The organism is Ferdinandcohnia sp. GQ5 (genome assembly GCF_059759275.1).
The window spans coordinates 270,498-292,085 of sequence record NZ_JCAXEW010000003.1 but is presented as its reverse complement, the minus strand read 5'-3'; the positions used below and the strand labels follow the sequence as shown (position 1 = coordinate 292,085).

Annotated in this window: 22 protein-coding genes and 2 pseudogenes; 8 read left to right on the top strand and 16 right to left on the bottom strand. The window is 37.8% G+C overall.

Annotation, left to right across the window (positions count from 1 at the left end; all coding sequences use genetic code 11):
• Nucleotides 1-44 precede the first annotated feature (44 nt).
• Nucleotides 45-653 carry a biotin transporter BioY gene (locus AC6CHV_RS05670; RefSeq protein ID WP_341330516.1) on the top strand — a complete coding sequence of 203 codons (609 nt, stop codon included), beginning with the start codon at nt 45-47 and terminating at the stop codon, nt 651-653.
• Between the two features lie 43 nt (nt 654-696).
• On the opposite strand, the gene AC6CHV_RS05665 is transcribed toward AC6CHV_RS05670, so the two are convergent.
• Together AC6CHV_RS05665 and AC6CHV_RS05660 are read right to left on the bottom strand one after the other, a co-directional pair.
• A complete protein-coding gene (locus AC6CHV_RS05665; protein WP_498078299.1) occupies nt 697-2,040 on the bottom strand; it encodes a Na+/H+ antiporter NhaC family protein in 1,344 nt (447 codons plus the stop codon).
• 537 nt (nt 2,041-2,577) lie between these two features.
• The gene (locus AC6CHV_RS05660; RefSeq protein WP_498078298.1) at nt 2,578-4,083 is read right to left on the bottom strand and encodes a leucyl aminopeptidase; all 1,506 of its coding nucleotides are present in this window, start codon (nt 4,081-4,083) and stop codon (nt 2,578-2,580) included.
• Between the two features lie 209 nt (nt 4,084-4,292).
• Between AC6CHV_RS05660 and AC6CHV_RS05655 the strand changes: the two genes are divergently transcribed.
• A complete protein-coding gene (locus tag AC6CHV_RS05655) occupies nt 4,293-4,763 on the top strand; it encodes a divergent PAP2 family protein (RefSeq protein ID WP_498078297.1) in 471 nt (156 codons plus the stop codon).
• 33 nt (nt 4,764-4,796) lie between these two features.
• Here AC6CHV_RS05655 and spsC read toward each other — a convergent pair whose 3' ends face one another.
• The 5 genes from spsC to AC6CHV_RS05630 form a co-directional block, all read right to left on the bottom strand.
• Nucleotides 4,797-5,480, bottom strand: a complete 684-nt coding sequence (gene spsC, locus AC6CHV_RS05650; RefSeq protein WP_498078296.1) for a stationary phase survival protein SpsC — start codon at nt 5,478-5,480, stop codon at nt 4,797-4,799.
• A gap of 155 nt (nt 5,481-5,635) precedes the next feature.
• Complete coding sequence (locus AC6CHV_RS05645) at nt 5,636-5,962, bottom strand: YuiB family protein (RefSeq protein WP_121446198.1); 327 nt, start codon at nt 5,960-5,962, stop codon at nt 5,636-5,638.
• A gap of 263 nt (nt 5,963-6,225) precedes the next feature.
• On the bottom strand, nt 6,226-7,452 hold the full coding sequence (locus AC6CHV_RS05640; protein WP_498078295.1) for an FAD-dependent oxidoreductase: 1,227 nt from the start codon (nt 7,450-7,452) through the stop codon (nt 6,226-6,228).
• 340 nt (nt 7,453-7,792) lie between these two features.
• A complete protein-coding gene (locus tag AC6CHV_RS05635; RefSeq protein WP_341330511.1) occupies nt 7,793-8,158 on the bottom strand; it encodes a HesB/IscA family protein in 366 nt (121 codons plus the stop codon).
• A gap of 268 nt (nt 8,159-8,426) precedes the next feature.
• Nucleotides 8,427-8,663: a YuzB family protein gene (locus AC6CHV_RS05630; protein ID WP_099361734.1), complete on the bottom strand. Its 237-nt coding sequence runs from the start codon at nt 8,661-8,663 to the stop codon at nt 8,427-8,429.
• 197 nt (nt 8,664-8,860) lie between these two features.
• Here AC6CHV_RS05630 and AC6CHV_RS05625 point away from each other — a divergent pair, with 197 nt between their 5' ends.
• The gene (locus AC6CHV_RS05625; RefSeq protein ID WP_498078294.1) at nt 8,861-9,928 is read left to right on the top strand and encodes an FAD-dependent oxidoreductase; all 1,068 of its coding nucleotides are present in this window, start codon (nt 8,861-8,863) and stop codon (nt 9,926-9,928) included.
• Between the two features lie 49 nt (nt 9,929-9,977).
• Here the strand turns inward: AC6CHV_RS05625 and AC6CHV_RS05620 are convergent, their stop codons facing one another.
• Nucleotides 9,978-10,307: a YuzD family protein gene (locus AC6CHV_RS05620; protein ID WP_341330509.1), complete on the bottom strand. Its 330-nt coding sequence runs from the start codon at nt 10,305-10,307 to the stop codon at nt 9,978-9,980.
• A 303-nt stretch (nt 10,308-10,610) separates the two neighbouring features.
• Between AC6CHV_RS05620 and AC6CHV_RS05615 the strand changes: the two are divergent.
• Nucleotides 10,611-10,920, top strand: a pseudogene (locus tag AC6CHV_RS05615) (NifU family protein).
• 196 nt (nt 10,921-11,116) lie between these two features.
• On the opposite strand, the gene thrB reads toward AC6CHV_RS05615, so the two are convergent.
• The 5 genes from thrB to yutH form a co-directional block, all read right to left on the bottom strand.
• Complete coding sequence (gene thrB, locus AC6CHV_RS05610; RefSeq protein WP_498078293.1) at nt 11,117-12,034, bottom strand: homoserine kinase; 918 nt, start codon at nt 12,032-12,034, stop codon at nt 11,117-11,119.
• Entirely contained in the window at nt 12,024-13,091 is a 1,068-nt protein-coding gene (gene thrC, locus AC6CHV_RS05605; RefSeq protein WP_341330507.1) for a threonine synthase, read from the bottom strand. The genes thrB and thrC overlap by 11 nt, the downstream gene beginning before the upstream one ends.
• Complete coding sequence (locus AC6CHV_RS05600; RefSeq protein ID WP_440274861.1) at nt 13,088-14,389, bottom strand: homoserine dehydrogenase; 1,302 nt, start codon at nt 14,387-14,389, stop codon at nt 13,088-13,090. Before AC6CHV_RS05600 ends, thrC begins: the two co-directional genes overlap by 4 nt.
• A 226-nt stretch (nt 14,390-14,615) precedes the next feature.
• Nucleotides 14,616-15,599, bottom strand: a complete 984-nt coding sequence (locus AC6CHV_RS05595) for an NAD(P)-dependent oxidoreductase (RefSeq protein ID WP_498078292.1) — start codon at nt 15,597-15,599, stop codon at nt 14,616-14,618.
• 48 nt (nt 15,600-15,647) lie between these two features.
• The gene (gene yutH, locus AC6CHV_RS05590) at nt 15,648-16,652 is read right to left on the bottom strand and encodes a spore coat putative kinase YutH (protein ID WP_341330505.1); all 1,005 of its coding nucleotides are present in this window, start codon (nt 16,650-16,652) and stop codon (nt 15,648-15,650) included.
• 162 nt (nt 16,653-16,814) lie between these two features.
• On the opposite strand from yutH, the gene AC6CHV_RS05585 reads away from it, so the two are divergent.
• The gene (locus AC6CHV_RS05585; RefSeq protein WP_121446479.1) at nt 16,815-17,297 is read left to right on the top strand and encodes a phosphatidylglycerophosphatase A family protein; all 483 of its coding nucleotides are present in this window, start codon (nt 16,815-16,817) and stop codon (nt 17,295-17,297) included.
• A gap of 1,154 nt (nt 17,298-18,451) precedes the next feature.
• Here the strand turns inward: AC6CHV_RS05585 and nucF are convergent.
• Complete coding sequence (gene nucF / locus AC6CHV_RS05580; protein ID WP_498078291.1) at nt 18,452-19,222, bottom strand: 5' nucleotidase NucF; 771 nt, start codon at nt 19,220-19,222, stop codon at nt 18,452-18,454.
• A gap of 18 nt (nt 19,223-19,240) precedes the next feature.
• Nucleotides 19,241-19,678, bottom strand: coding sequence for a type VII toxin-antitoxin system HepT family RNase toxin (gene hepT / locus AC6CHV_RS05575; RefSeq protein WP_498078290.1), 438 nt, complete (start codon nt 19,676-19,678; stop codon nt 19,241-19,243).
• Nucleotides 19,679-19,860: 182 nt separating this feature from the next.
• Between hepT and AC6CHV_RS05570 the strand changes: the two genes are divergently transcribed.
• Together AC6CHV_RS05570 and AC6CHV_RS05565 are read left to right on the top strand one after the other, a co-directional pair.
• A complete protein-coding gene (locus AC6CHV_RS05570) occupies nt 19,861-20,127 on the top strand; it encodes a DUF3055 domain-containing protein (protein ID WP_099352672.1) in 267 nt (88 codons plus the stop codon).
• A gap of 112 nt (nt 20,128-20,239) precedes the next feature.
• Entirely contained in the window at nt 20,240-20,470 is a 231-nt protein-coding gene (locus AC6CHV_RS05565) for a cytosolic protein (protein WP_498078315.1), read from the top strand.
• A 52-nt stretch (nt 20,471-20,522) separates the two neighbouring features.
• On the opposite strand, the gene AC6CHV_RS05560 is transcribed toward AC6CHV_RS05565, so the two are convergent.
• Nucleotides 20,523-20,798: a YutD family protein gene (locus tag AC6CHV_RS05560; RefSeq protein ID WP_099352671.1), complete on the bottom strand. Its 276-nt coding sequence runs from the start codon at nt 20,796-20,798 to the stop codon at nt 20,523-20,525.
• A gap of 125 nt (nt 20,799-20,923) precedes the next feature.
• On the opposite strand from AC6CHV_RS05560, the pseudogene AC6CHV_RS05555 reads away from it, so the two are divergent.
• A pseudogene (locus AC6CHV_RS05555) lies at nt 20,924-21,568 on the top strand (YhcN/YlaJ family sporulation lipoprotein); the annotation flags it as partial.
• Nucleotides 21,569-21,588: the final 20 nt, after the last annotated feature.

Below are 21,588 nucleotides of genomic sequence, written 5' to 3'. Positions count from 1 at the left end.
GTTTTACGATTTTGTTAACTAAAATACACGGAGGTTAACACATAATGACAACACTATCAAAACCACGCATTCGAGCAATCGAAATTACATATGTTGGGATGTTTGCAGCACTTATGGCGATTGGTGCAAACATTACCTCAATGGTACCTTTTTTACAGGTTGCGGGTGTACCTTTAACAATGCAAACCTTTTTTGCCGTATTGGCTGGGCTTCTTCTCGGAAGTCGATTAGGCGCGATTTCTATGACTGTGTATATGTTAATTGGAATTGCTGGAGCACCTGTTTTTTCAGGGTTCGAAGCAGGGCTTGCTCCAATCATTGGCGGTACGGGTGGGTTTATATTTTCGTTCATTGCAACAGCTTATTTCTCAGGAAAGATCGTTGAGCATGCTAAGGGATATCCAACCTTAAAAACATTCGTGATTGCTGCATTTGTTGGTTTGTTTATGAACTATTTCATTGGCACGAACTATATGTACTTTGCTTTCAATTTTTGGTTAGAGGTTAAAATGAGCTATGGAGCAGCTTGGGCTGTTATGGCTTGGTTTATTGTAAAGGACCTTGCTTTTACCATTTTCGCCGCACTTATTTCACCAAGAATTTATCGAGCAGTTTCTAGGAACTCTGTAAATCCGTCTTCAACAAATCTATGAAATTAAGTGAAATACCCCCACGAAAATTCGTGGGGGTAAGTTTTTATAAGACAATCGCAGCAATCCAGCCGAAAATAATGAGTGGAATATTATAGTGTAAAAATGTTGGAACACAAGTATCCCAAATATGATTATGCTGACCATCGACATTTAATCCAGCCGTTGGACCTAGCGTACTATCTGATGCGGGTGATCCAGCGTCTCCTAGAGCTGCCGCAGTTCCTACAAGAGCAATTGTCGCCATTGGACTAAATCCAACTTCAATACATAATGGAACAAAAATCGTTGCGATGATTGGTATCGTTGAGAATGATGAACCAATTCCTAAGGTAATCAAAAGACCTACAATTAACATCATTAAAGCAGCAAGTGATAAATTTCCACCGATAAGATCCGCAGATTGTGAAACCAGTGCCTCAACATGCCCTGTTTCTTTAATAACAGATGCAAACCCTGAAGCTGTGATCATAACAAATCCAATGAATGCCATCATTTTCATACCACTAGTTATGACTTCGTCAGCTTGACTTACTTTCATCGAGCCACTGAAATAAAGAACAGCTATTCCGGCTAATGCTCCAAAAATCATGCCATCCACATCAAATACTTGCGAAAGTGTTAACTGTATACCTAATGTAACAATCACGGCAAGTGTAGCAAAGCTAAGGCTCTTTTTAGTATAAGTTGTGTTTACTCCTGAACCTGACTCATTTGCAATTTCGATCGTTTTATATTGTTTTGGCTTACGATAGGAAAATAGAACTGCGATAAGTAAACCAACTACCATCCCTGAAGATGGAATCAACATGGCAATTGGGATATCTCGTTTTACTACTTCTAATCCACTTTCTTGCATATATTGCTGCAGAAGTCCGTGGAAAATCTCTCCAAATCCAACTGGTAGCGCAATGTATGGAGCTGTTAAACCAAAAGTAATAACGGTAGCGATAAGTCGACGATCAATTTCGAGTTCATTAAATACCTTTAATAAAGGTGGTATTAAAATAGGAATAAAAGCAATATGAACCGGTACTAAGTTTTGTGATGAAATAGAAATTGCTAGAATAATTAAGATGATTAGTACCTTTGAATAGGTTTTCCGTTTGCTATCTCCTTGCTTCCCAACAAGTTTGATGGCAAGGTCTACCATCGCATCTGGTAATCCTGTTTTTGAAATAGCTACTGCAAAACTTCCAAGTAGTGCATAACTTAATGCGACTGTAGCATTTCCACCTAAGCCTTCTGTGAATGTAGATACTGTTGTTGCAATATCGAGACCACCTGTTAGTCCCCCAACAATTGCCCCTATAGCAAGAGCTACAACCACATTTATACGGAATAAGCTTAGAATTAGCATGACAAGAACTGCTATAACAACTGCATTCATGGTGAAAACTCCTTTTAGTATGGTTATTATTCTTCAAATACTTTAGTTTGCTAAATTGGTAGAGAATTAAAATACTAAACTAAAATACCATATGATATTAGAAATCGTCAATGGTTTTTTATAGGAGAAGTTGGTTATGATCCTGGTGGAACACTTTTTTGTTGATTGGGATTTCATAGGACGAAACTTATAAAAGCGGCTTGTGATATAAGGATGTTCCGATATATCGGGTTGCGATATAGGGATATATTTCGATAAATCAGGTTGTGGTTATAGCATTAACATTTAAGTATTTTGCCGATATATCGTTTCATATATTGCGATATACCACATATCGGGTGCCAATACACTATTAAGTAAGCGTATTGCGGTATGCTGATAGACCGATTAAACGGTTTCTATACACCACATATCGGGCTGCGATATAGAGATATATCATAAATCGGCCAATACGCCATTTCAGTTATCATATAGCGATATGATGATACGCATTCCTATTAAAAAGAAGCCTACCCGTTAGGTAGACTTCTCTGTCATTTATTCTTCTGTTTCTCCAAAACGCTCAACTAGGGTTGCGAGTGTACGGACCATAACCCCAGTTGCACCGGCTGGGCCAAGATTGTGAGCTGAAGTCGTCGTTGCTGTTCCTGCGATATCTAGATGTACCCATGGTGTATCTTCTGCGAATTCACCTATGAATGTGCCAGCGAAAATTGCATGACCATCGCGACCAGGTGAATTATTTAAATCGGCAACCAGGCTTTTTCGAACACGCTTCTTATGATTTTCAGTGATCGGTAAACGCCAAATAGGTTCACCAGCTTCAATGGATGCTTCTAAAACCTCCTCAAAAAAGGCTTCGTTGTTTGTCATTGCACCCGTAATATCATTACCTAAAGCGACAATCACTCCTCCAGTTAATGTCGCAACATCTACTAAATAAGAGGCACCATGAAATTTCGCATAGGTGATGCCATCTGCTAATGCAAGTCGACCTTCTGCATCTGTATTTAAGATTTCAATTGTTTTACCATTCATAGAGGTTACTACATCATCTGGCTTGAATGCATCACCGCTAATCATATTATCGGTTGATGGGATGACAGCAACAACATTTTTATCAGGTCTTAATTCCCCAATGACCTCCATAGCTCCTAAAACAGCTGCTGCTCCACCCATATCTGATTTCATGCCAACAATGCCGTCCTTTGGCTTGATGGAGTATCCACCTGTATCAAAGGTAATTCCTTTTCCAACTAGTGCAATGACATCTTCCCAGTTCTCTTTACCTTGATATTTAAGGACGATCATTTTAGGAGGCTCTGCAGAACCTTTATTAACCGCTAAGAGTGCGCCCATCCCGAGCCTTTCCATATCCTCTTTTTCTAGTATTTCCACTTCAAATCCATATTTCTTTCCGAGCTCTGCTGCATAATTTGCTAAATCTGTAGCTGTTAACATATTACCTGGAAGATTTACTAGGGTTCTGGCAGAGTTTGTTCCCTGTCCATACGCATATCCGACAGTTATACTTGCCTTGATTTCTTCTGAATCGCCGCTAGAATAAACAACGACTTCTTCAATTTTCTTTTCTGGTTCATTTGACTTTTGCTTGTAATCTGCAAATTTATATGTAGACAATGCAAGGGCTTCTCCGAACGCATGGGCAACATCAAGTGCATCTAATTCCTCAGATACAAAGGAATCTAAGCTAACGGCAAAGCTTTCAACCTTTGTTTCTGAGATTATTTTAACAGCTTTTCCAAACGCCTCTCTGAGAGATTCAAGGGTTTGCTTTTCTTCTTTTCCTAGACCTAAAAAATAAACTCTTTTTATCGGTGTCTTCCCTAAAGTATGTACCTTTGAAACCTTATTTTGTTCTACACGAATGTCGCCTTCTTTTAACAGTTCTGTAATCTGTCCATCTAATAATAAATCTAATTCTTTTGTAAGACCTGTTGTCTTTTGGTTTTTCGCGAAAATGCCGATTAGTAATGCTTCATTTGCTTCTATTGCTTTTGCTTCATTTTTAACGTTAAACACTGTTACACCTCCATTATATTTTACCTTTTTATTATAAACTTCGAGGCACTAAATTTCATCATCAATCCACCAGTTTAAAATTCATTTTGCAGGCTCAACCAAATTCTTTTATAATGATAAAAAGTAACTTTATATTACATGAAATGTCAAAACTTTTTTAAACAAAAACAAAGTTAGAAAATGGATGTTAACGAGAGGAAGAAGTTTACATGGAGCTTTTTACAAATTTTCCACTTTGGGCTGCACTTGCTGCAATAGGATTTGCACAATTTGTTAAAGTCCCACTACATTTTTTTGTAACAAAAAAAGTTGATTGGTCGTTAGTTACAAGTACTGGTGGGATGCCCAGCTCCCATTCAGCAGCAGTTACTGCGTTAACAACCGGTATCGCCCTCGAACAAGGCGTAGATTCCCCTTTCTTCGCGATATCAACAGTATTTGCTGTCATTGTCATGTTTGATGCTTCTGGCGTTCGTAGACATGCTGGTGAACAGGCGACCGTTCTCAATCAGCTTGTTGCGGATTTCCAGAAATTTGCAGAGGATGCAAAACTATGGCCTAAGCTTGATGAGGCTAGTAAAAGAAAAGAATTAAAGGAGTTATTAGGTCACAAACCGATTGAGGTATTTTTTGGTGGATTAACTGGGGTCTTGTTAACTTTATTACTTCATAGCCTTTAAAATACAAAATGGGCTAATCTTTATGATTAGCCTTTAACTTTTTTCACCTAAAATTTGTTGTCGAAATACTTGCATTGACTTATCCTCATTCATTGCAGCAATTTCTTCTTCAGATATTCTTCCGTCACCCATCTTGATGATATAAACATCAAGGGTTTTCTTCCCCCATTTTTTATAGACATCATCAACTGTATCATAGTACAAATCTATTTTATTTCCTTTAATAGCTCCGCCTTTGTCAGCGACTACTCCATACCCGTAGTCGGGTATAAATAGAATTGTTCCTATTGGAAACACATCTAAGTCCGCAGCAATGGTTGAATACAAATCACGTTTCACCTTAACACCTGAATAGGTAATCCCATAGGAAGGGTGTTTCGCATCCTTACCTGTTGATTCAACACCTGCCGTATATCCAGTCGCGACAACTGTTTGTGTTGGGTATTTTGAAAAATCAATCGCTTCTTCAATTGGTAATGTGGTTTCTAAGCCAGAGGCCGAGACCGCCTTATTTCCATTATTTATAAATAATAATTGTGATACCCATTCTACACTTTTAATTCCTACTGATTGCGATTTCTCTTGAAATTGGTTGCCTATCCAGTTTGTAAGGTCTTTCGTCTGCACTCCGGAAAAAGATTGGAACGTAGTAATTAGTGCTAATGCAAATAGGAATGTCATTGCACTTCTTCTTATCATTGTGTTTAAACGAAACACATTTTTCCACTCCTCTCACGACTCTATTTCTTTCCAATTTGGCAAAAAAATATTCGTTTATGAGTGGAAGATAATTGTAGAAAAAAAATAAACGTAAAGATTTTATAACTAAATCCTTACGTTTCCTCTTGGAAATTCTCAATAGAAGTGACTACCTAAAACATTCTGTATCCTTTTTTTCGTAGGAGTTTTATGATTACTCCTGATAAAATTGCACCAGCAAGACCACTAAGTAAAATCGCAATATCTAGCGGAGCTAATGTCGTAATACTCTCTCCTAAAGAACTAAATGCACTAGCCGGTGATGTAAAATAATCTAGAAAGGATACCTCTTGAATGATTGCCAAGGCAATTATTGGATAAATAATGGCCATAATCCACGACATACGTAATAGCATGTTAAGAATGAATCCTATTCCAAAAAATAAAACGAAAAATAATAACATCGAAATTAAAAATATCGGTAAAAAACTGAGTGACATGGCAACTCACCTCCATTACAAATGCGCAAGTTCCTTGATCAGCCGCGACAGCACAAGACGAACTGGCAAAAGGCGCACTGTTTGACCTAAATGACAGATTGGCTTGTGACCTAGAGGGCTAGGCACTTGTGCTGGACGAATAAGGACAAATCCCTTCCTAGTTTACTAAAGGTATGATTAATGAGTCAATTGATTTCACTTAGCAAAACGGACAATTATGTAAAAAAGGAATGCTAAGATAAAAGCATTCCTTTTTTATTATGTTAAATGAATTTTAATTTACCTTTTTTAAGAACAAGTGATGGTCCGCCTACGATTAATAGAGCACGGTTATCAATTACTTTCTTCATGAATGCTGCTTTTGAGCCCCAAATTTTTCTGCCAAATACTACACCGATTCCATCATGCTCACCAAGTGAACATACAGTTCCTTTGTTATCAAAGGTAAATTCACCAAGTTCTCCTTGTCCACGAACTAGTACCGCAATGTTTTTCGCAACTAATGCACCTTGTTGCATTGCGATTTGTGCAGTTGGAGGGTATGGACGATTGATTTCTTCATTAATAACAAGTGAGCTATCTCCAACAAAGAAAACATCTTCATGACCCGGTGCACGAAGGTCTTTTTCAACTTTCACACGACCACGCATTGCTTCAAAACCAGAAGCTTCTATTACGCTGTTTCCACGAATACCCGCTGCCCATACAACAGTTTTCGCTTTAATTTCTTCTGTTACATCGTCTTTTCCAACGATGATTCCTTCAGGTGTACCTTCTTTAATCGCAGTTCCGATTTTGAATTCCACACCTTTTTTCTCCAAGTGGTTCACTGCATATTCAACTAATTCAGCATCAAATCCAGGTAATGCGGTTGGTGCAGCCTCCACACAAATAATCTTTACTTTATTTTGGTCAATATCGAATTCACGGCAAAGTTCAGGAACTCTATTAACAAGTTCTCCTAAGAACTCAATACCCGTAAATCCTGCTCCACCAACAACGATTGTTAGACGAGTATCGTCTTTTTCTTCTTCCGTGTTATATGTTGCGAATTGATATTCGATATGTTCTTTAATTTGACGAGCTGTATTTACATTTGAAATTGAAAATGCGTATTCTTTTAGGCCTTTAATTCCAAAAGTTTCGGATTCTCCACCAAGTGCGACAACTAAATAGTCATATTCAACCTGTGAATCGTCCTCAAGAATTACACGTTTGCCTTCACGATCAATCTTTGCTACAGAGCCTTTTACAAACTTAACCTTATGTCCGCTAATTACGTCTTCAATTTGGTAACGTACACGATCTGCCTCTAAAGTACCAGCAGAAGCTTCATGTAACCAAGTGGTCTCATAGTGGTAATCATTTTTATTAACTAGTGTAATATCAGCTTCATTTACACCCAAAGTCTTTTGTAAATTAACAATAGAGGTTAATCCACCATATCCTGCACCTAAAACTACGATTTTTGGCTTTCTCACTGTAATCACGCCCACCTTTTCTTTTTTGCAGTCAAAAATACTTATTTCTATTTTCAACTGTATGCTCTAATTTTATTGATTAAATAGTTTGTGATATCTTTCACGTAAGATACCATTATTGGACAAAAAAGATTCCGATATTTGTCGATAAGTTGTACTATTTATTACCCACATCCTATATTATGCCTTTTATATTGATTTTTCAAGTGTTTGAGGACCTTTTTAAATATTAAAAAAATAAAAAAACAACCCTTTTTGGAGGTTGTTGGAAATTTGTTATTTTTTTAGACTAAAACTTGCCATATTTAGGATAAAAAAGTCGGGCCCACACTAGAAGCCCAACTTACAATTAACAGTTTTCAGGTGTACCCGTAACTTTTGCTGTACGGAAGGAAGAACCACACCCACATGATGCAATTGCATTTGGATTATCGATAGTAAAACCGCCACCCATAAGGGATTGTTTAAAGTCTATTTTCACACCAGATAGTATTGGAGCATCTTCTTTATTAATGATAATCTTAATACCATGCTGTTCATCCTGGCGATCATCTTCATTTACTTCTTGTTCAAAGCCCATTCCGTAAGAAAGCCCACTACAACCGCCACCCTTTACAGCAACACGTAAGAATGATCCTTCTTCTTCATTCTGTTTCATCATATCTTTAATTTGAAAAGCAGCCGCTTCAGAAATGGTAACCACACGATCTGTCATGTTTGTAACCTCCTTCTTTTTCAAGCTTACTAAAATAGGTTATTACTATTAGTATAATGGTAATCGGGTTTTGTTACAAATAATCTGTCTAATGCTAACTTTTTTTATTACTTCTAGTATAAAATGGTATTATTTGGAGCACAATAAGATTATCCCCCGTTTTTTTTAGAAACTCTTCATTCATTTAATGAAGGGTTTTCTTTTTTTGCCCAAAATGTAAGAAAAGCAGTCAAAATAGACTGCTTTCTCGTATATATAATATTTTGTATTAGAACATTGGGTTTTCTTCTAAATAGGTATAGATATTTTCAACAAGCTCATCAGCTGTTTCACCAGTAACTACATCCCCATTTACAAGAGCATATAGCGACTCAAAGCATTGTCCACAATAGCTAAGGCATCCGTATTCAATCACATCAAGATTTGGATCCTGTTCAAGAATTTCCTTAGCTTTCTGTGAGCCACTTGCCAAATTACTAACACAAAACTCAATGATAGGATTCACTGGTATTCACCTCACTACAACTATTTATCGTACTCTCTTTTTTTCGATTCGTCAATTTTTAGAATATCGGTTGTTATTTTGTCATAATTTCGCTATACTTTTAGTGTTTGAAAAGGATAACGAATTAGCTATAAACTTTGTACTAACAATGGATGAATACGCTTTAACTAAAGAGAGTAACAAAGGGGATAATCATCATGAAAAATCTTGTCATTTTAGGTGGAGGTTATGGTGGAATGCGGGTTTTACACCGCCTTTTGCCAAGTCAATTACCCGAGGATATACAGATTACCTTAATTGACCGTGCGCCTTATCATAGTTTAAAAACGGAATTTTACGCGCTAGCAGCAGGGACTATTTCAGACTCACATGTACGTGTAACTTTTCCAGAACATCCACGTTTGCACGTAAAGTATGGGGAGATTACAGGCATCGATTTAAATGAAAAACTTGTTCACATTAATGATGTAGAACCAGTTAAGTATGATGATTTAATAATTGGACTTGGATGCGAGGACAAATATCACAATGTTCCAGGTGCGAAAGAATACACAGATAGCATCCAAACCATCGATAAAGCAAGAAAAACCTATCAAAAGCTTAATAATCTTCCTGCTGGTGCTACTGTTTCCATTGTTGGTGCAGGCCTAAGTGGAGTTGAACTAGCGAGTGAGCTGTATGAAAGCAGACCTGACTTAAAAATCAAACTATTCGATAGAGGGAAACATATACTTTCAGCTTTCCCTGAAAAATTGAGTATGTATGTAGAAAACTGGTTTGATAAAAACGAAGTAGAGATTATCAATAACTCAAATATTACAAGAGTGGAAGAGAATGTACTCTTTAATAACGACCAACCTGTTCAAAGTGATGTAGTTGTGTGGACAGCTGGTATCCAGCCTAATAAAATTGTTCGTGACTTAGATGTTGAAAAAGACGGAAGCGGCCGAGTAGTATTAACAAAACAACACAATCTTCCAAATGATGAACATGTATATGTTGTTGGTGACTGTGCAAGCTTACCACATGCACCAAGTGCTCAACTAGCCGAAGGTCAGGCTGAACAAATTGTTCAGGTCCTTTTAAAACGTTGGAAGGGTGAAGAACCTCCAGCTGAGTTTCCTAAAATTAAACTAAAAGGTGTTCTTGGTTCTCTTGGTAAAAAAGAAGGATTTGGATTAGTTGCAGAACGAGCTCTCACAGGACGCGTACCTCGTATGTTAAAATCAGGGGTATTATGGATGTATAAGTATCATAATGGGTGATAAAAAAAGCGCGGTTAGTCAATGACTTTCCGTGCTTTTTTACTATTGATTATTCTGCTGCTACGTATCCGTATTTCTCCATTTCTGCATAAATGGTTTTTAGCTTCGGGCTTCCTTCTCCGACAATGGTTCCCTCTAGAACAACAACTGGGTAAAACATATCTTCCTCGATTACTCGTGTGGCAAATGTTTTTTTCTCTTCGTCCCCAGGTGGATCAAAAATATCAACATGAGTAATGTCGAATGGTTGATTCGGGAACTTTCTGCTTAATGCCGCTTCAAGCCACTCATAAGTCTCCTTTGATGAAGGAAGATTGACACAACTCGGACATAATATTTCTGCACCGTACACACAGATCTCGACCTTTTGCTTTTCCATTTCATGCTCTCCTTTTCCCCAACTAAATCGTCTACAATCATTTCTTTTTCCATTGTACTAAAAATCTGTTAGAATAGACACCAAAAGATAGTAATAACACATCTTAGGATTCTCAATAAGGGTTTATTAATTGAATATGCCTTGGCATATTCCCGCCCAGATTTTTTTCGAGCATGCTCGAAAAATCACCTCTGAAAATCTGCGGCATCCGCCGGAGACATTAATTTTATTTAGTCGAAACTCAAACTAAAATTGTATACATTTATTAGAATTATTTACGTTTGGGAGTGGAACATCTACTAAATAAAGTTAATAGATTTTTTCCAGCAAACAGATTATAATAATTATAAAGGTATGAGGAAAGGAGTCAATCGAAATGGCTGAACTAGATATTAAAGAGCAAGTACAAGAAGTCTTAGATAAACTTCGTCCATTTTTACTTCGTGATGGTGGAGACTGTGATTTAGTTGATGTAGAAGATGGTGTTGTAAAGCTTCGTCTTTTAGGTGCTTGTGGAAGCTGCCCAAGCTCTACAATTACTTTAAAAGCTGGGATTGAACGTGCATTATTAGAAGAAGTCCCAGGTATAGTTGAAGTTGAACAAGTTTTCTAATAGATAATTCTGTGATGCCTCAAGTTTTTGAGGCATTTTTTTATGCAATAAAAAGCTAGTGGCAGTAATTTTCAAATAATGGCAGTATTCCCGAAATAGTGGCCGTATTTTCGAATTAGTGACAGTATTTCTGAATTAGCGGCAGTATTAAGTATTCTGTACTCAAAAAAGCGAAACCCATTTCGGTTTCGCTTCTTTATTCATGCAATGAAAGTGAAGTTAACACACTTCCGTTTTTCTCTATTGATACTTCTTCAACCTGATACCCTTCAAAGACAGATGATAACTCTTCTCTTAGCTGTTTTCCATGTCCACATTCAGTGAAGCAAATGATTGTTGGTCCCGCTCCACTTATGGCAACACCAAATGCTCCTCCGTTTTTTGCAATTTGATGGATCTGATTGAACTCAGGAATGAGTTTTGCACGATATTGTTGATGGAAGAGATCGAGTTCCATCATTTTCCCCATTAATTTAAGGTCCTTAGTTAAAAGAGCAGCGATCATTACATTGCTTATTGAGCTTGCCTTCACTGCCTCCGGATAGGATAATTCCTTCGGCAGCACACTTCGGGCATCCTTTGTTTTTAGTTCATACGGTGGAATGACAACCACCAAATCAAAGGATAAATCGTCCACATGGACGAGATCAGTGTCTTTGCTTCCGCGATGGCTGCCAACGACTAAGCCGCCGTATAAGGAAGCCCCTACATTATCGGGATGTCCCTCAAACTCACAGGCTAAATCAAGTTTTTGTTGGCTTGTTAATTGGAGATTACAAAGTTCATTAACCAGTTCGATTGCAGCGATTATGGCTGCTGCACTACTTCCCAGACCTCTAGCTAGTGGAATATTGCTTTGAACATATACCTTGCAGGGAGGCAGCTCGTAGGAGAAAGCACGAGCCACCTTTTCTGCAATTTGATAGATAAAATTATCTTTACCAGTTGGAGTATGCTCAATTTCTTTTGACTGTAGAACGAACTCCCACTCTTGACTTGGTTCAACTTGGAGAGTTAAATAGCGATTAACCGCTAACCCAACTGAATCAAATCCTGGTCCAAGATTTGCCGTACTCGCTGGTACTTTAATTTGAAATGCTTGTTCAAACTTCATGAAGTACGGCTCCTCTGATATGTTCATAGACAAGCTTTTCATCGTTCGGCAATACCACAGGCTTGATAGTAGTTGCTTCGATTGCAATATTAGGATCCTTTAATCCATTTCCCGTTAGAACAGCAACAATTCGGCTACCTTTTTTAATTTCACCACTGCGTACTTGTTTGATTACTCCAGCAATGGAGGCACAAGATCCTGGTTCAGCAAACACGCCTTCTTTTTTAGCTAATAATTGATATGCTTCAAGGATTTCATCATCTGAAACCTCATCAATTTTACCTTTTGACTCACTTGCAGCAACAACTGCACTATCCCAGCTTGCTGGATTTCCGATTCTGATCGCAGTTGCAACTGTTTCAGGATTTTCAATGACTTTATTCTTTGCAATTGCCGCTGCACCTTCTGCTTCAAACCCACGCATTTCAGGAAGACCTGTATTATGACGCTCGTTATATTCTTTAAAACCTTTCCAGTATGCCGTAATGTTTCCAGCATTTCCAACCGGAATCGCTAATACATCAGGAGCTCCGTCTAACTGTACACATATTTCAAATGCTGCTGTTTTTTGTCCTTCAATTCGATATGGATTTACAGAGTTTACGAGAGTAATAGGTGCTGTTTCACTAATATTACGAACCATCTGTAGGGCATGGTCAAAGTTTCCTTCAATTGAAATAATTTCAGCTCCGTACATGACAGCTTGAGCTAGTTTACCCATCGCAATCTTGCCTTCAGGAATGACAACAATACAACGGAGTCCTGCACGTGCTGCATATGCTGAAGCAGCTGCTGAAGTATTTCCTGTTGATGCACAGATAATCGTATTGCTGCCTTCTTCAACTGCTTTCGCAACTGCCATTACCATTCCACGGTCCTTGAAGGATCCAGTTGGGTTCGCACCTTCTACTTTTACATATAGCTCAACCCCAAGATCCTCTGAAATGGAATGTAGCGGTATTAATGGTGTATTCCCTTCGTTTAAGGAAAGCATTGGAGTATTTGTATTCACCGGTAAATATTCACGAAATTGCTGTAGTAGTCCTTGCCATCTCATGCTTGGTTTCCTCCTTCAACTCGGTAAGAGCTCTTAACTTCTTGTATAATCTGTAAATCTCTAAGCTGTACTAAAATTTCCTCGTAATCTCGTAATGATGCTTGATGAGTAACAAGAACAATTTCAGCTAAATCTTTATTTTTCAACGGTAATTGAAGAATTTTCTCAAAGCTTACACCGCGTTCTGAGAATAGGGATGTAAGTTTTGCAAATGCTCCCACTTGATCTTTTACGTGAATACGTAAGAAGTATTTTGAGAAGATCTCAGAATCATCTTTTAACTTTTTCTCAAATTGAGGGGACACGCTACTTTTACCATTTACCCCAAGTCTCATATTTTTCATGACCCCGACTAAATCGGAAACAATTGAAGTTGCAGTTGGCAGGCTACCTGCACCAGGTCCGTAAAACATCGTTTCTCCAACTGCTTCTCCATACACATATACCGCATTAAATTCATCATTTACTCCAGCAAGTGGGTGTGTTTCAGGAAGAAGTGTTGGTTGAACACTTACTTCAACTTTTTCCCCCTTACGATGGGCAGTACCAATCAACTTAATAACATAACCTAATCGTTTACTGTATGCGATATCCTCACTTGTTACAGTTGAAATTCCTTGAACACGAACATCTTTAAGGTCAATATTCATGGAGTATCCTAATGTTGCAAGGATTGCCATCTTTCTTGCTGCATCTAGACCTTCAACATCTGCTGTAGGGTCTGCTTCTGCATAGCCAAGATCCTGGGCTTCTTTTAATACTTCTTCATAAGCACTGCCAAACTTTGTCATTTTTGTTAAAATGAAATTAGTAGTTCCGTTCACGATTCCCATCATTTTAATGATTCGATCTGACGCAAAGCCATCTGCTAACCCTCGAAGGATTGGAATCCCACCGGCAACACTTGCTTCATAAAATAGGTCACAGCCATTTTCACTAGCGACAGTTAATAGCTCTGAACCGTATAATGCCATTAAATCCTTATTGGCTGTAACAACATGTTTTTTATTACGTAAAGATTGAAGTATAAGCTGCCTAGTGTCATCTACTCCCCCCATAACTTCAATGACAACATCGATTTCTGGGTCTTCAATTACCTCGTTTGCATTTGTTGTCAAAAGGGTAGGTTCAATGTCTACCGATCTATGCTTATGTATGTCTTTCACTAATACTTTTTTAACCTCAATTGGGCAACCAACCTGGTGCATTAATTTATCTTGATGATTTTTTAAAATCGTAACAACGCCACTACCAACCGTACCTAAACCTAATAATCCTACTGAAATTTTTTTCATAATTCTTCCGCCTCCTTTGTATTTCTAGGAAATACAATTGTCTTTCTATAAAAGACATTATAGTGGTAATACTATGCTTTTACAAGTGCTTTTTTTTAGACTTTTTGCTTGAAAACGTTTAACTCACTGATATAAAAGGGAAATATTTTATAAAAAAGTTTTTATTTTGTAAAAATTCAAGTTATAAAAGAACACCTTCTTTACGAAGGTGCCTCCGACAAACATATGATTACTGAAAGACCCATTCCTTGTTAACAAGTGTTTTTGGTTGTTGATTGATTAGAACTAATTCAATATTTTCACAGCACAGTTTCATCATTTTTTCACGTGTTTCAGTACTTGAGCTTCCGATGTGTGGCAATGCTACGACATTTGGAAGTGTTAATAATGGATGATCTGCATCTACAGGCTCTTTTTCAAAAACATCAAGTCCAGCTGCTGCAATTTCACCAGTAACTAACGCTTGATATAAAGCATCTTCATCAACAACTGGCCCTCTAGAGACATTAATAAAAACTGCAGAATTTTTCATTTTCATAAAGCTTTCCTTACTGAATAAACCTCTTGTTTCGTCCGTTAGTGGAGTTAGGCAAACAATAAAATCAGAGGTTTCAATTAGCTCATCAAAGGAAGTATAAGAAGCGCCAATGCGCTCTTCTGCTACTACATTACGGGAGCGGTTATGGTACAAAATATTCATATCAAACCCTGTTGCGCGTTTTGCAACTGCTTCCCCGATTTTACCCATCCCTACGATTCCAATGGTTTTATGGTGGACATCGCTTCCTGCTAGCAATAATGGGCTCCAACTTTTCCATTCGCCTTTTTTTATAAATTCAGCTGCTTCCACCACTCTTCTTGCAGTTGAAAGTAATAAAGCAAAGGCTAAATCTGCTGTAGTATTTGTTAAAACATCAGGTGTATTGCAAATCGCAATTCCCTTTTGATTTGCATATTCTACATCGATATTGTCATAACCCACAGCAAGGTTTGCGATTACCTTTAATTTTGGTGCTGCATCCAGAAGCTCTTTATCTACTTTATCTGAAAGCATTGTTAAAAGAGCATCTGCCTTTTTTACCTCTTCAAGCAGGATTTCTCTTGGAACAGCCTTTTCTTCTTCATTCCAAATATGTACATCTGCTACTTCCATTAATGGTTGAATTGCGTTATCGGAAAGTTTTCTAGTAATAAAAACATATGGCCTAGTCATGTTTCACCTCTAAGAAAAAATTATCTTTCTCTATAGTACCATACATTTTTATTTTTGAAGCCAGCTGATAGTTGGAATTGTTAGTCTTTTTTCTTTTACTCCTGCACTTGATAAAAAAGTTGCTAAAAAGCGTTCATGTTCACTGGAATGCTTCAGAATGGATTCTAATCTTTTACAATGCCTTTCCATTTGCATCTCTGATCCTGTCATATAAAACTCCTCAATACACTCAAAAAAATGCAGTGGAAATAAAAGGCGTGCATATAGAAGTCTCCAAGAGAAAGCAGAAAGTGGGGTGATTCGCTCATATTCCTTTAAAAAATGCACGATTTGCCCGTTTTGCTTAGTTTCTCCATTAACATATTGGTCTCGAATGAATTCTGCAAGGTCCCTTGTATAATGATCAAAAACCCAATCCGTAGGTAGCTTCGTATACGAATTCCGATCCCAAGAATTTTCCGTAAAACGATGGTGACATACAGTAGCTGAATCAATTGCAGTTGGTGTTTCATCTATTTCTGTATCAACAAGATATTGGATTGCATTTTCTGTTAATCCTATATAATATGGAAATGCCTCGACAAATAAGGTTTCAAACTCATTTTGAGGATGCTGCTTTACCTTTTCCTTCCAGAACAGTTCCATTTGATCCAATCTTTTTTCCCATAAGAATTTCCACTGTCCGATTCGGTTAACCTTTTTTACTTGGTAAGGAAAGCTTCTACCACGTTTATGAAACCTAGCCAACTCATACCCTAATGAATTGGAAACTCTATGGCTATATACTGGACATCTAATAATAACTGCTTCTTCATCATTAATAATGGTGCTTAATTTCCCATCTGTCGTAGGTAAAATGGAGCCTACACGAATATCTCCCTTTTGAATCATGTACTCACTAAGATGTTTAATTTCAAACAGTTCCTCTTGTTCCAAATATGATATTGGCACAATACAATATACTATATTTCGATAGATGATCCCTTCATATCCGAATACTTTTACAAATCGATCCACTTTTAATTTGTATTGCTCCAAAAGTGTTTCTCTCATAAAACATCACTCCCCGTTCATACTATTAAGAAACGTATTGATTTGTATAAAACATCTATATGAAACAAAACATCATTACTTGTGGTAAACTAGGAAATATTAGTAAAAAATTATTTTGAAATCAAAGGAAATTGGGTGAACAAGATGAGTCAAGAAAATAAAATGAACGCGATTGAAAAAACAGCCAGAAAATGGTTGGAGGAAAGGGGCGTCACCATTCAGGATATTGCGGAGTTGGTGTATTATCTACAAAGCAAATATCACCCAGATTTAAAAATGGAAGAATGTATTCATAATGTTGACCGCGTGTTAACAAAGCGTGAAATCCAAAATGCAGTGTTAACAGGGATCCAATTAGATAAACTTGCAGAGAAAGGCTTACTTGAGGAGCCACTCCTCTCAACAATCAAAGTGGACGAAGGACTTTATGGTGTAGATGAAATCCTTGCCTTTTCAATTGTGAACGTTTACGGCTCGATCGGTTTTACAAACTACGGATATATTGATAAGAAAAAACCTGGTATATTAGAACGCCTAAATGATAAATCAACTGGGGAATGTCATACATTTTTAGATGATATTGTGGGCGCGATTGCAGCCGCAGCTTCAAGTCGTTTAGCACATAGAGCAGCTAACGTAGAATAAGGATGTAAAAGACCAAATCCAAGCGTCACGGGTTCCAGTGCAAAGCAGTAAAATCATAATACATTTTTAGCGTGAATTCACAAACGAATTCACGCTTTTTTAAAATTTCTGAGTGTAGGAAAACCTAACATTAAAGGAATTACGTGACTTCGGACACAGACTCGAGGGATCTGACCTCCCTTGTCTGAAGATACTTAGATTTCAGACACAACTGCGATTATTTAGCCTATCCTTGTCCGAAGATACATAAACTTCGGACACAGACTAGAAGGATCTGAACTCCCTTGTCTGAAGATGCCTGAACTTCGGACATCACTGCAGTAATTTTGCCTATCCTTGTCCGAAGGTACTCAAACTTCGGACACAGACTTGAAGGATCTGACCTCCCTTGTCTGAAGATGCCTGAACTTCGGACATCACTGCAGTAATTTTGCCTATCCTTGTCCGAAGGTACTCAAACTTCGGACACAGACTAGAGGGATCTGACCTCCCTTGTCTGAAGATGCCAGAACTTCAGACATCACTGCAGTAATTTTGTCTATCCTTGTCCGAAGGTACTCAAACTTCGGACACAGACTCGATGAATCTGGTTTCCCTTGTCTGAAGATGCCTGAACTTCGGACACTAATGCGATAATTTTGCCTATCCTTGTCCGAAGATACTCAAACTTCGGACACAGACTCGATGAATCTGATTTCCCTTGTCTGAAGATGCCTGAACTTCGGACATCACTGCAGTAATTTTGCCTATCCTTGTCCGAAGGTACTCAAACTTCGGACTCAGACTAGAAGGATCTGACCTCCCTTGTCTGAAGATGCCTGAACTTCAGACATCACTGCAGTAATTTTGCCTATCCTTGTCCGAAGGTACTCAAACTTCGGACACAGACTAGAAGGATCTGGCCTCCCTTGTCTGAAGATACTTAGATTTCAGACACAACTTCGATTATTTTGCCTTCCCTTGTCCGAAGGTACTCAAACTTCGGACACAGTCCACATGAATTCGCCATCTCATGTCCGAAAATACCTCAACCTCAGCATTAATTAGGTAGAACAGTTTGCAGCTAATAACGGAACACGTTACTCCAACTACCTCGGTCTTTTTAATTTGAAAACAATTTTGGCCATGTAAAAAAACGCTCAAATTGAGCGTTTTTAAATTTGATCCATCCATTCCTTTAAGCTATGGATTGCGTAGGTTGGAGGTCGGTCATATCCTTTTAATAGTTCAGGGGTAGTAACACCGGTGTGGACAAGCAATGTATCGATACCAGCATTCATACCTGCCATAATATCGGTATCATAGTAATCACCAATCATGATAGTATCCTCTTTTGGAATCCCCAGTTGCTTTTGCGCTTGTTCCATGATGATTTTTTCAGGCTTCCCAATAAAAATGGGTTTTACTGTTGTTGAAACAGTGATTACCGAAGTTAATGAACCATTCCCTGGAAGAAGCCCACGTTCAGTCGGAATGGCAATATCACCATTTGTTGAAATAAAGGTTGCACCATTTCGTACGGCTAAACAAGCAATGGCGAATTTTTCATATGTAAGGGAACGGTCAATTCCACAAACCACAAAATCGGGGTTTTCCTCTTGAAATGTAAAGCCTTTTTCCTCTAATGCTTGGTAGATACCATCTTCACCAATTACATATACACTTGCACCCGGTTTCATATCATACATATAATTTGCCGTAGCTTGACTTGTGGTGAAAACCTGCTCCTCTGAACACGCAATATCAAAGTCACGAAGTTTGGCTGCCACCTGTTCAGGTGTTCTAGATGAATTATTCGTAACAAATAAATATGGTATTTGCTTTTGATTTAGTTTATTTACAAAATCACACGCTTCATTAATACGCTCTGTTCCACGATACATGGTACCGTCTAAGTCAAATAAATATCCTTTGTATGTTTTCACTACTTCTATCACCTTTTTTTAGTTTTTAAATGCGGAAACCGGTCCTAATTCATTTTCAAGATAAGATCGTACCGCTTGTGGAAAGCTAGCAAGACTTACTTTATTTTTTTGAAGGCTCGAAATTAATTCGTCGTGATTAATCTCAAGATAATCTTGAACTATTACTTTTCGAAAACGGATAATTTCTTTAAGTTCATTCGCTACTTCAGTTGTCACTACTTTTTCATCTTCAAGTATGTCTATGATATCCTCATAGCTACCTGGATCACGCATAATAAAGCCATCAATCATCGAATTTCCGACATCTAAAATTGCCTCAATTGTAAGATGAGAGATTCTCTCTAACGCTTTCTTTTCAACCACGCTTGTCCAAGTTGAATTTGCTTCAATTAATTGTAAATTTTCTTCGTAAAAAAGAAGGGTTTTTTCAATTTTTTCTCGGTCAACAAAATACATAGTATCACCTACAGTTTATAATCTTTACCCACCATCTTTTATATACCACATTATTTTACCATAAAGTTTATAATGATTCATGGTATCCCTCTTACCTACCGTATCTATAAATTCGTTTTCTAATTCGTACACCTTTGTTATGATAAGGATAATGACTGTTTCTTAAAAGGAGAGAATCCATTATGTCTGAACGATTTTTCTTATATGATGATACAATCGACACACAAACCCGATTTGTAAGTTTTATGGGGGAACACCAGCGCTACGACTTAGCTGTTGTCAAATCTGACCGCTATTATGGCAAGCATATTGTTTTAAATATTTTGAGCAATCGTTTTGCTATTATCGGTAGAGATGACCTTGATGAGCCCGGCTATATTGAACATGCTTATCAGCTATCTGAAGAGGAAGCAGAGGAATTGCGTTCTTTTTTGTATGAAATTGTCTAACATAATTACGCAATGCTGCGAAAACACTAGAAGTAAGAAGTGAGGTGTTTTTCAGGTGGCAGAAAAAGATAAAGAAGAAATAAAGTATACCGACTTTTCAAATGTGGAGACGATGAGAAATTTCTTAACCTTTGAGGAATATCCGGAAGGGCCATATGGCACACCGCGTGGTAAGGATACGCCTGTTGAGAACAAAAGTACACCATGGAAAGAAGGACAACGAACATATAGCAGCTTTAACTATGAGTTCAAATCACTTCACCAGGATCTTCCAAGACAATTCCCTGGGGCTCATCCCACACATGATGACAAGGATGAAAATGCCGAACCGCCTTATGACTAATAAGAAGGTTCAAGCCATAATAAAAGTACAGGCAGCTAAATTAGCCTGTACTTTATTTTTTTACCTTTTTTAAGACAAAATAGGCACAACCGAAATTGCAATATTCGTATAGGTACTCAGAAAGGGTACTTATTTTTGTATCAAATGACGCTTTTTGGTTTTTATCATCAAAAAAACCCTTTAAGCGAAGCTGTTCATATCCCCAGTCCCCAACTATATAATCATACTTCGCTAAGATATCGCTGTATCTCGCACGAAAAGCTTCTTCATTAAATCCATCTTTTAGCTCATCAATGAGCTCATATGTAGTATTACCTATGCTAATCACTTCAATCACCTCGTACCCCATACTAGAGGATGTTCACTATATATCCATTATAGCCAATCAATCCATCAATTACTATGCGAAATTTTTGTTTAATTGGTCACCCTACAACTGAGGGGGTGTCAAGATTGAAAAAATACACAATCATCTCAGGCTTAATTGCCTTAACCGCTTTAACAGGTTGCGGTACTTCTGACGATAATGCAGGTGTCTACCATGAAAGCGGAAATAAAATATATCGAACTGACCAAAATGAGCTTTACAATGCGAATGGCGTCAAAAACAATGGTAAAGAAATGACGAACTTTGGCTATGTTCGTCACCAAAAAAATCCCGTCCCTGGCGGTGCAAATGTATACAGTAATTTGCCAACCATGAACAGGGAAAAAGTTGCAGATTTAATCAGTAAAATCTGTACAACTATTCCGAACGTCAAAGATGTTGGTACGCTAGTAACGGATGAAGAGGTCCTTGTCGCATATGATACGGATTCTAAAGACCGTATGTTAACAGCAGACCAGGTAAAACGTTCCGCAATGTCAGTTGTTCCGAGGTATTTCCATGTATACGTTTCTGATAACCCTGACATGATGAATCAAATTGAGCGATTCGGAAGACTTGATTCAGACAGCCGAAATGTCGATCAAATTATTACATCTACCATTCAACAAATGATTAAATCGCCACAAGGATATAAAGTCAGTGATGGTGAAAATGAAAATGGGGAAATGGAAGGTGGCCTCAACCCTGAGTATGAACGTAGGGCGAGAGAGAACCAAGACTTCCTTAGTAA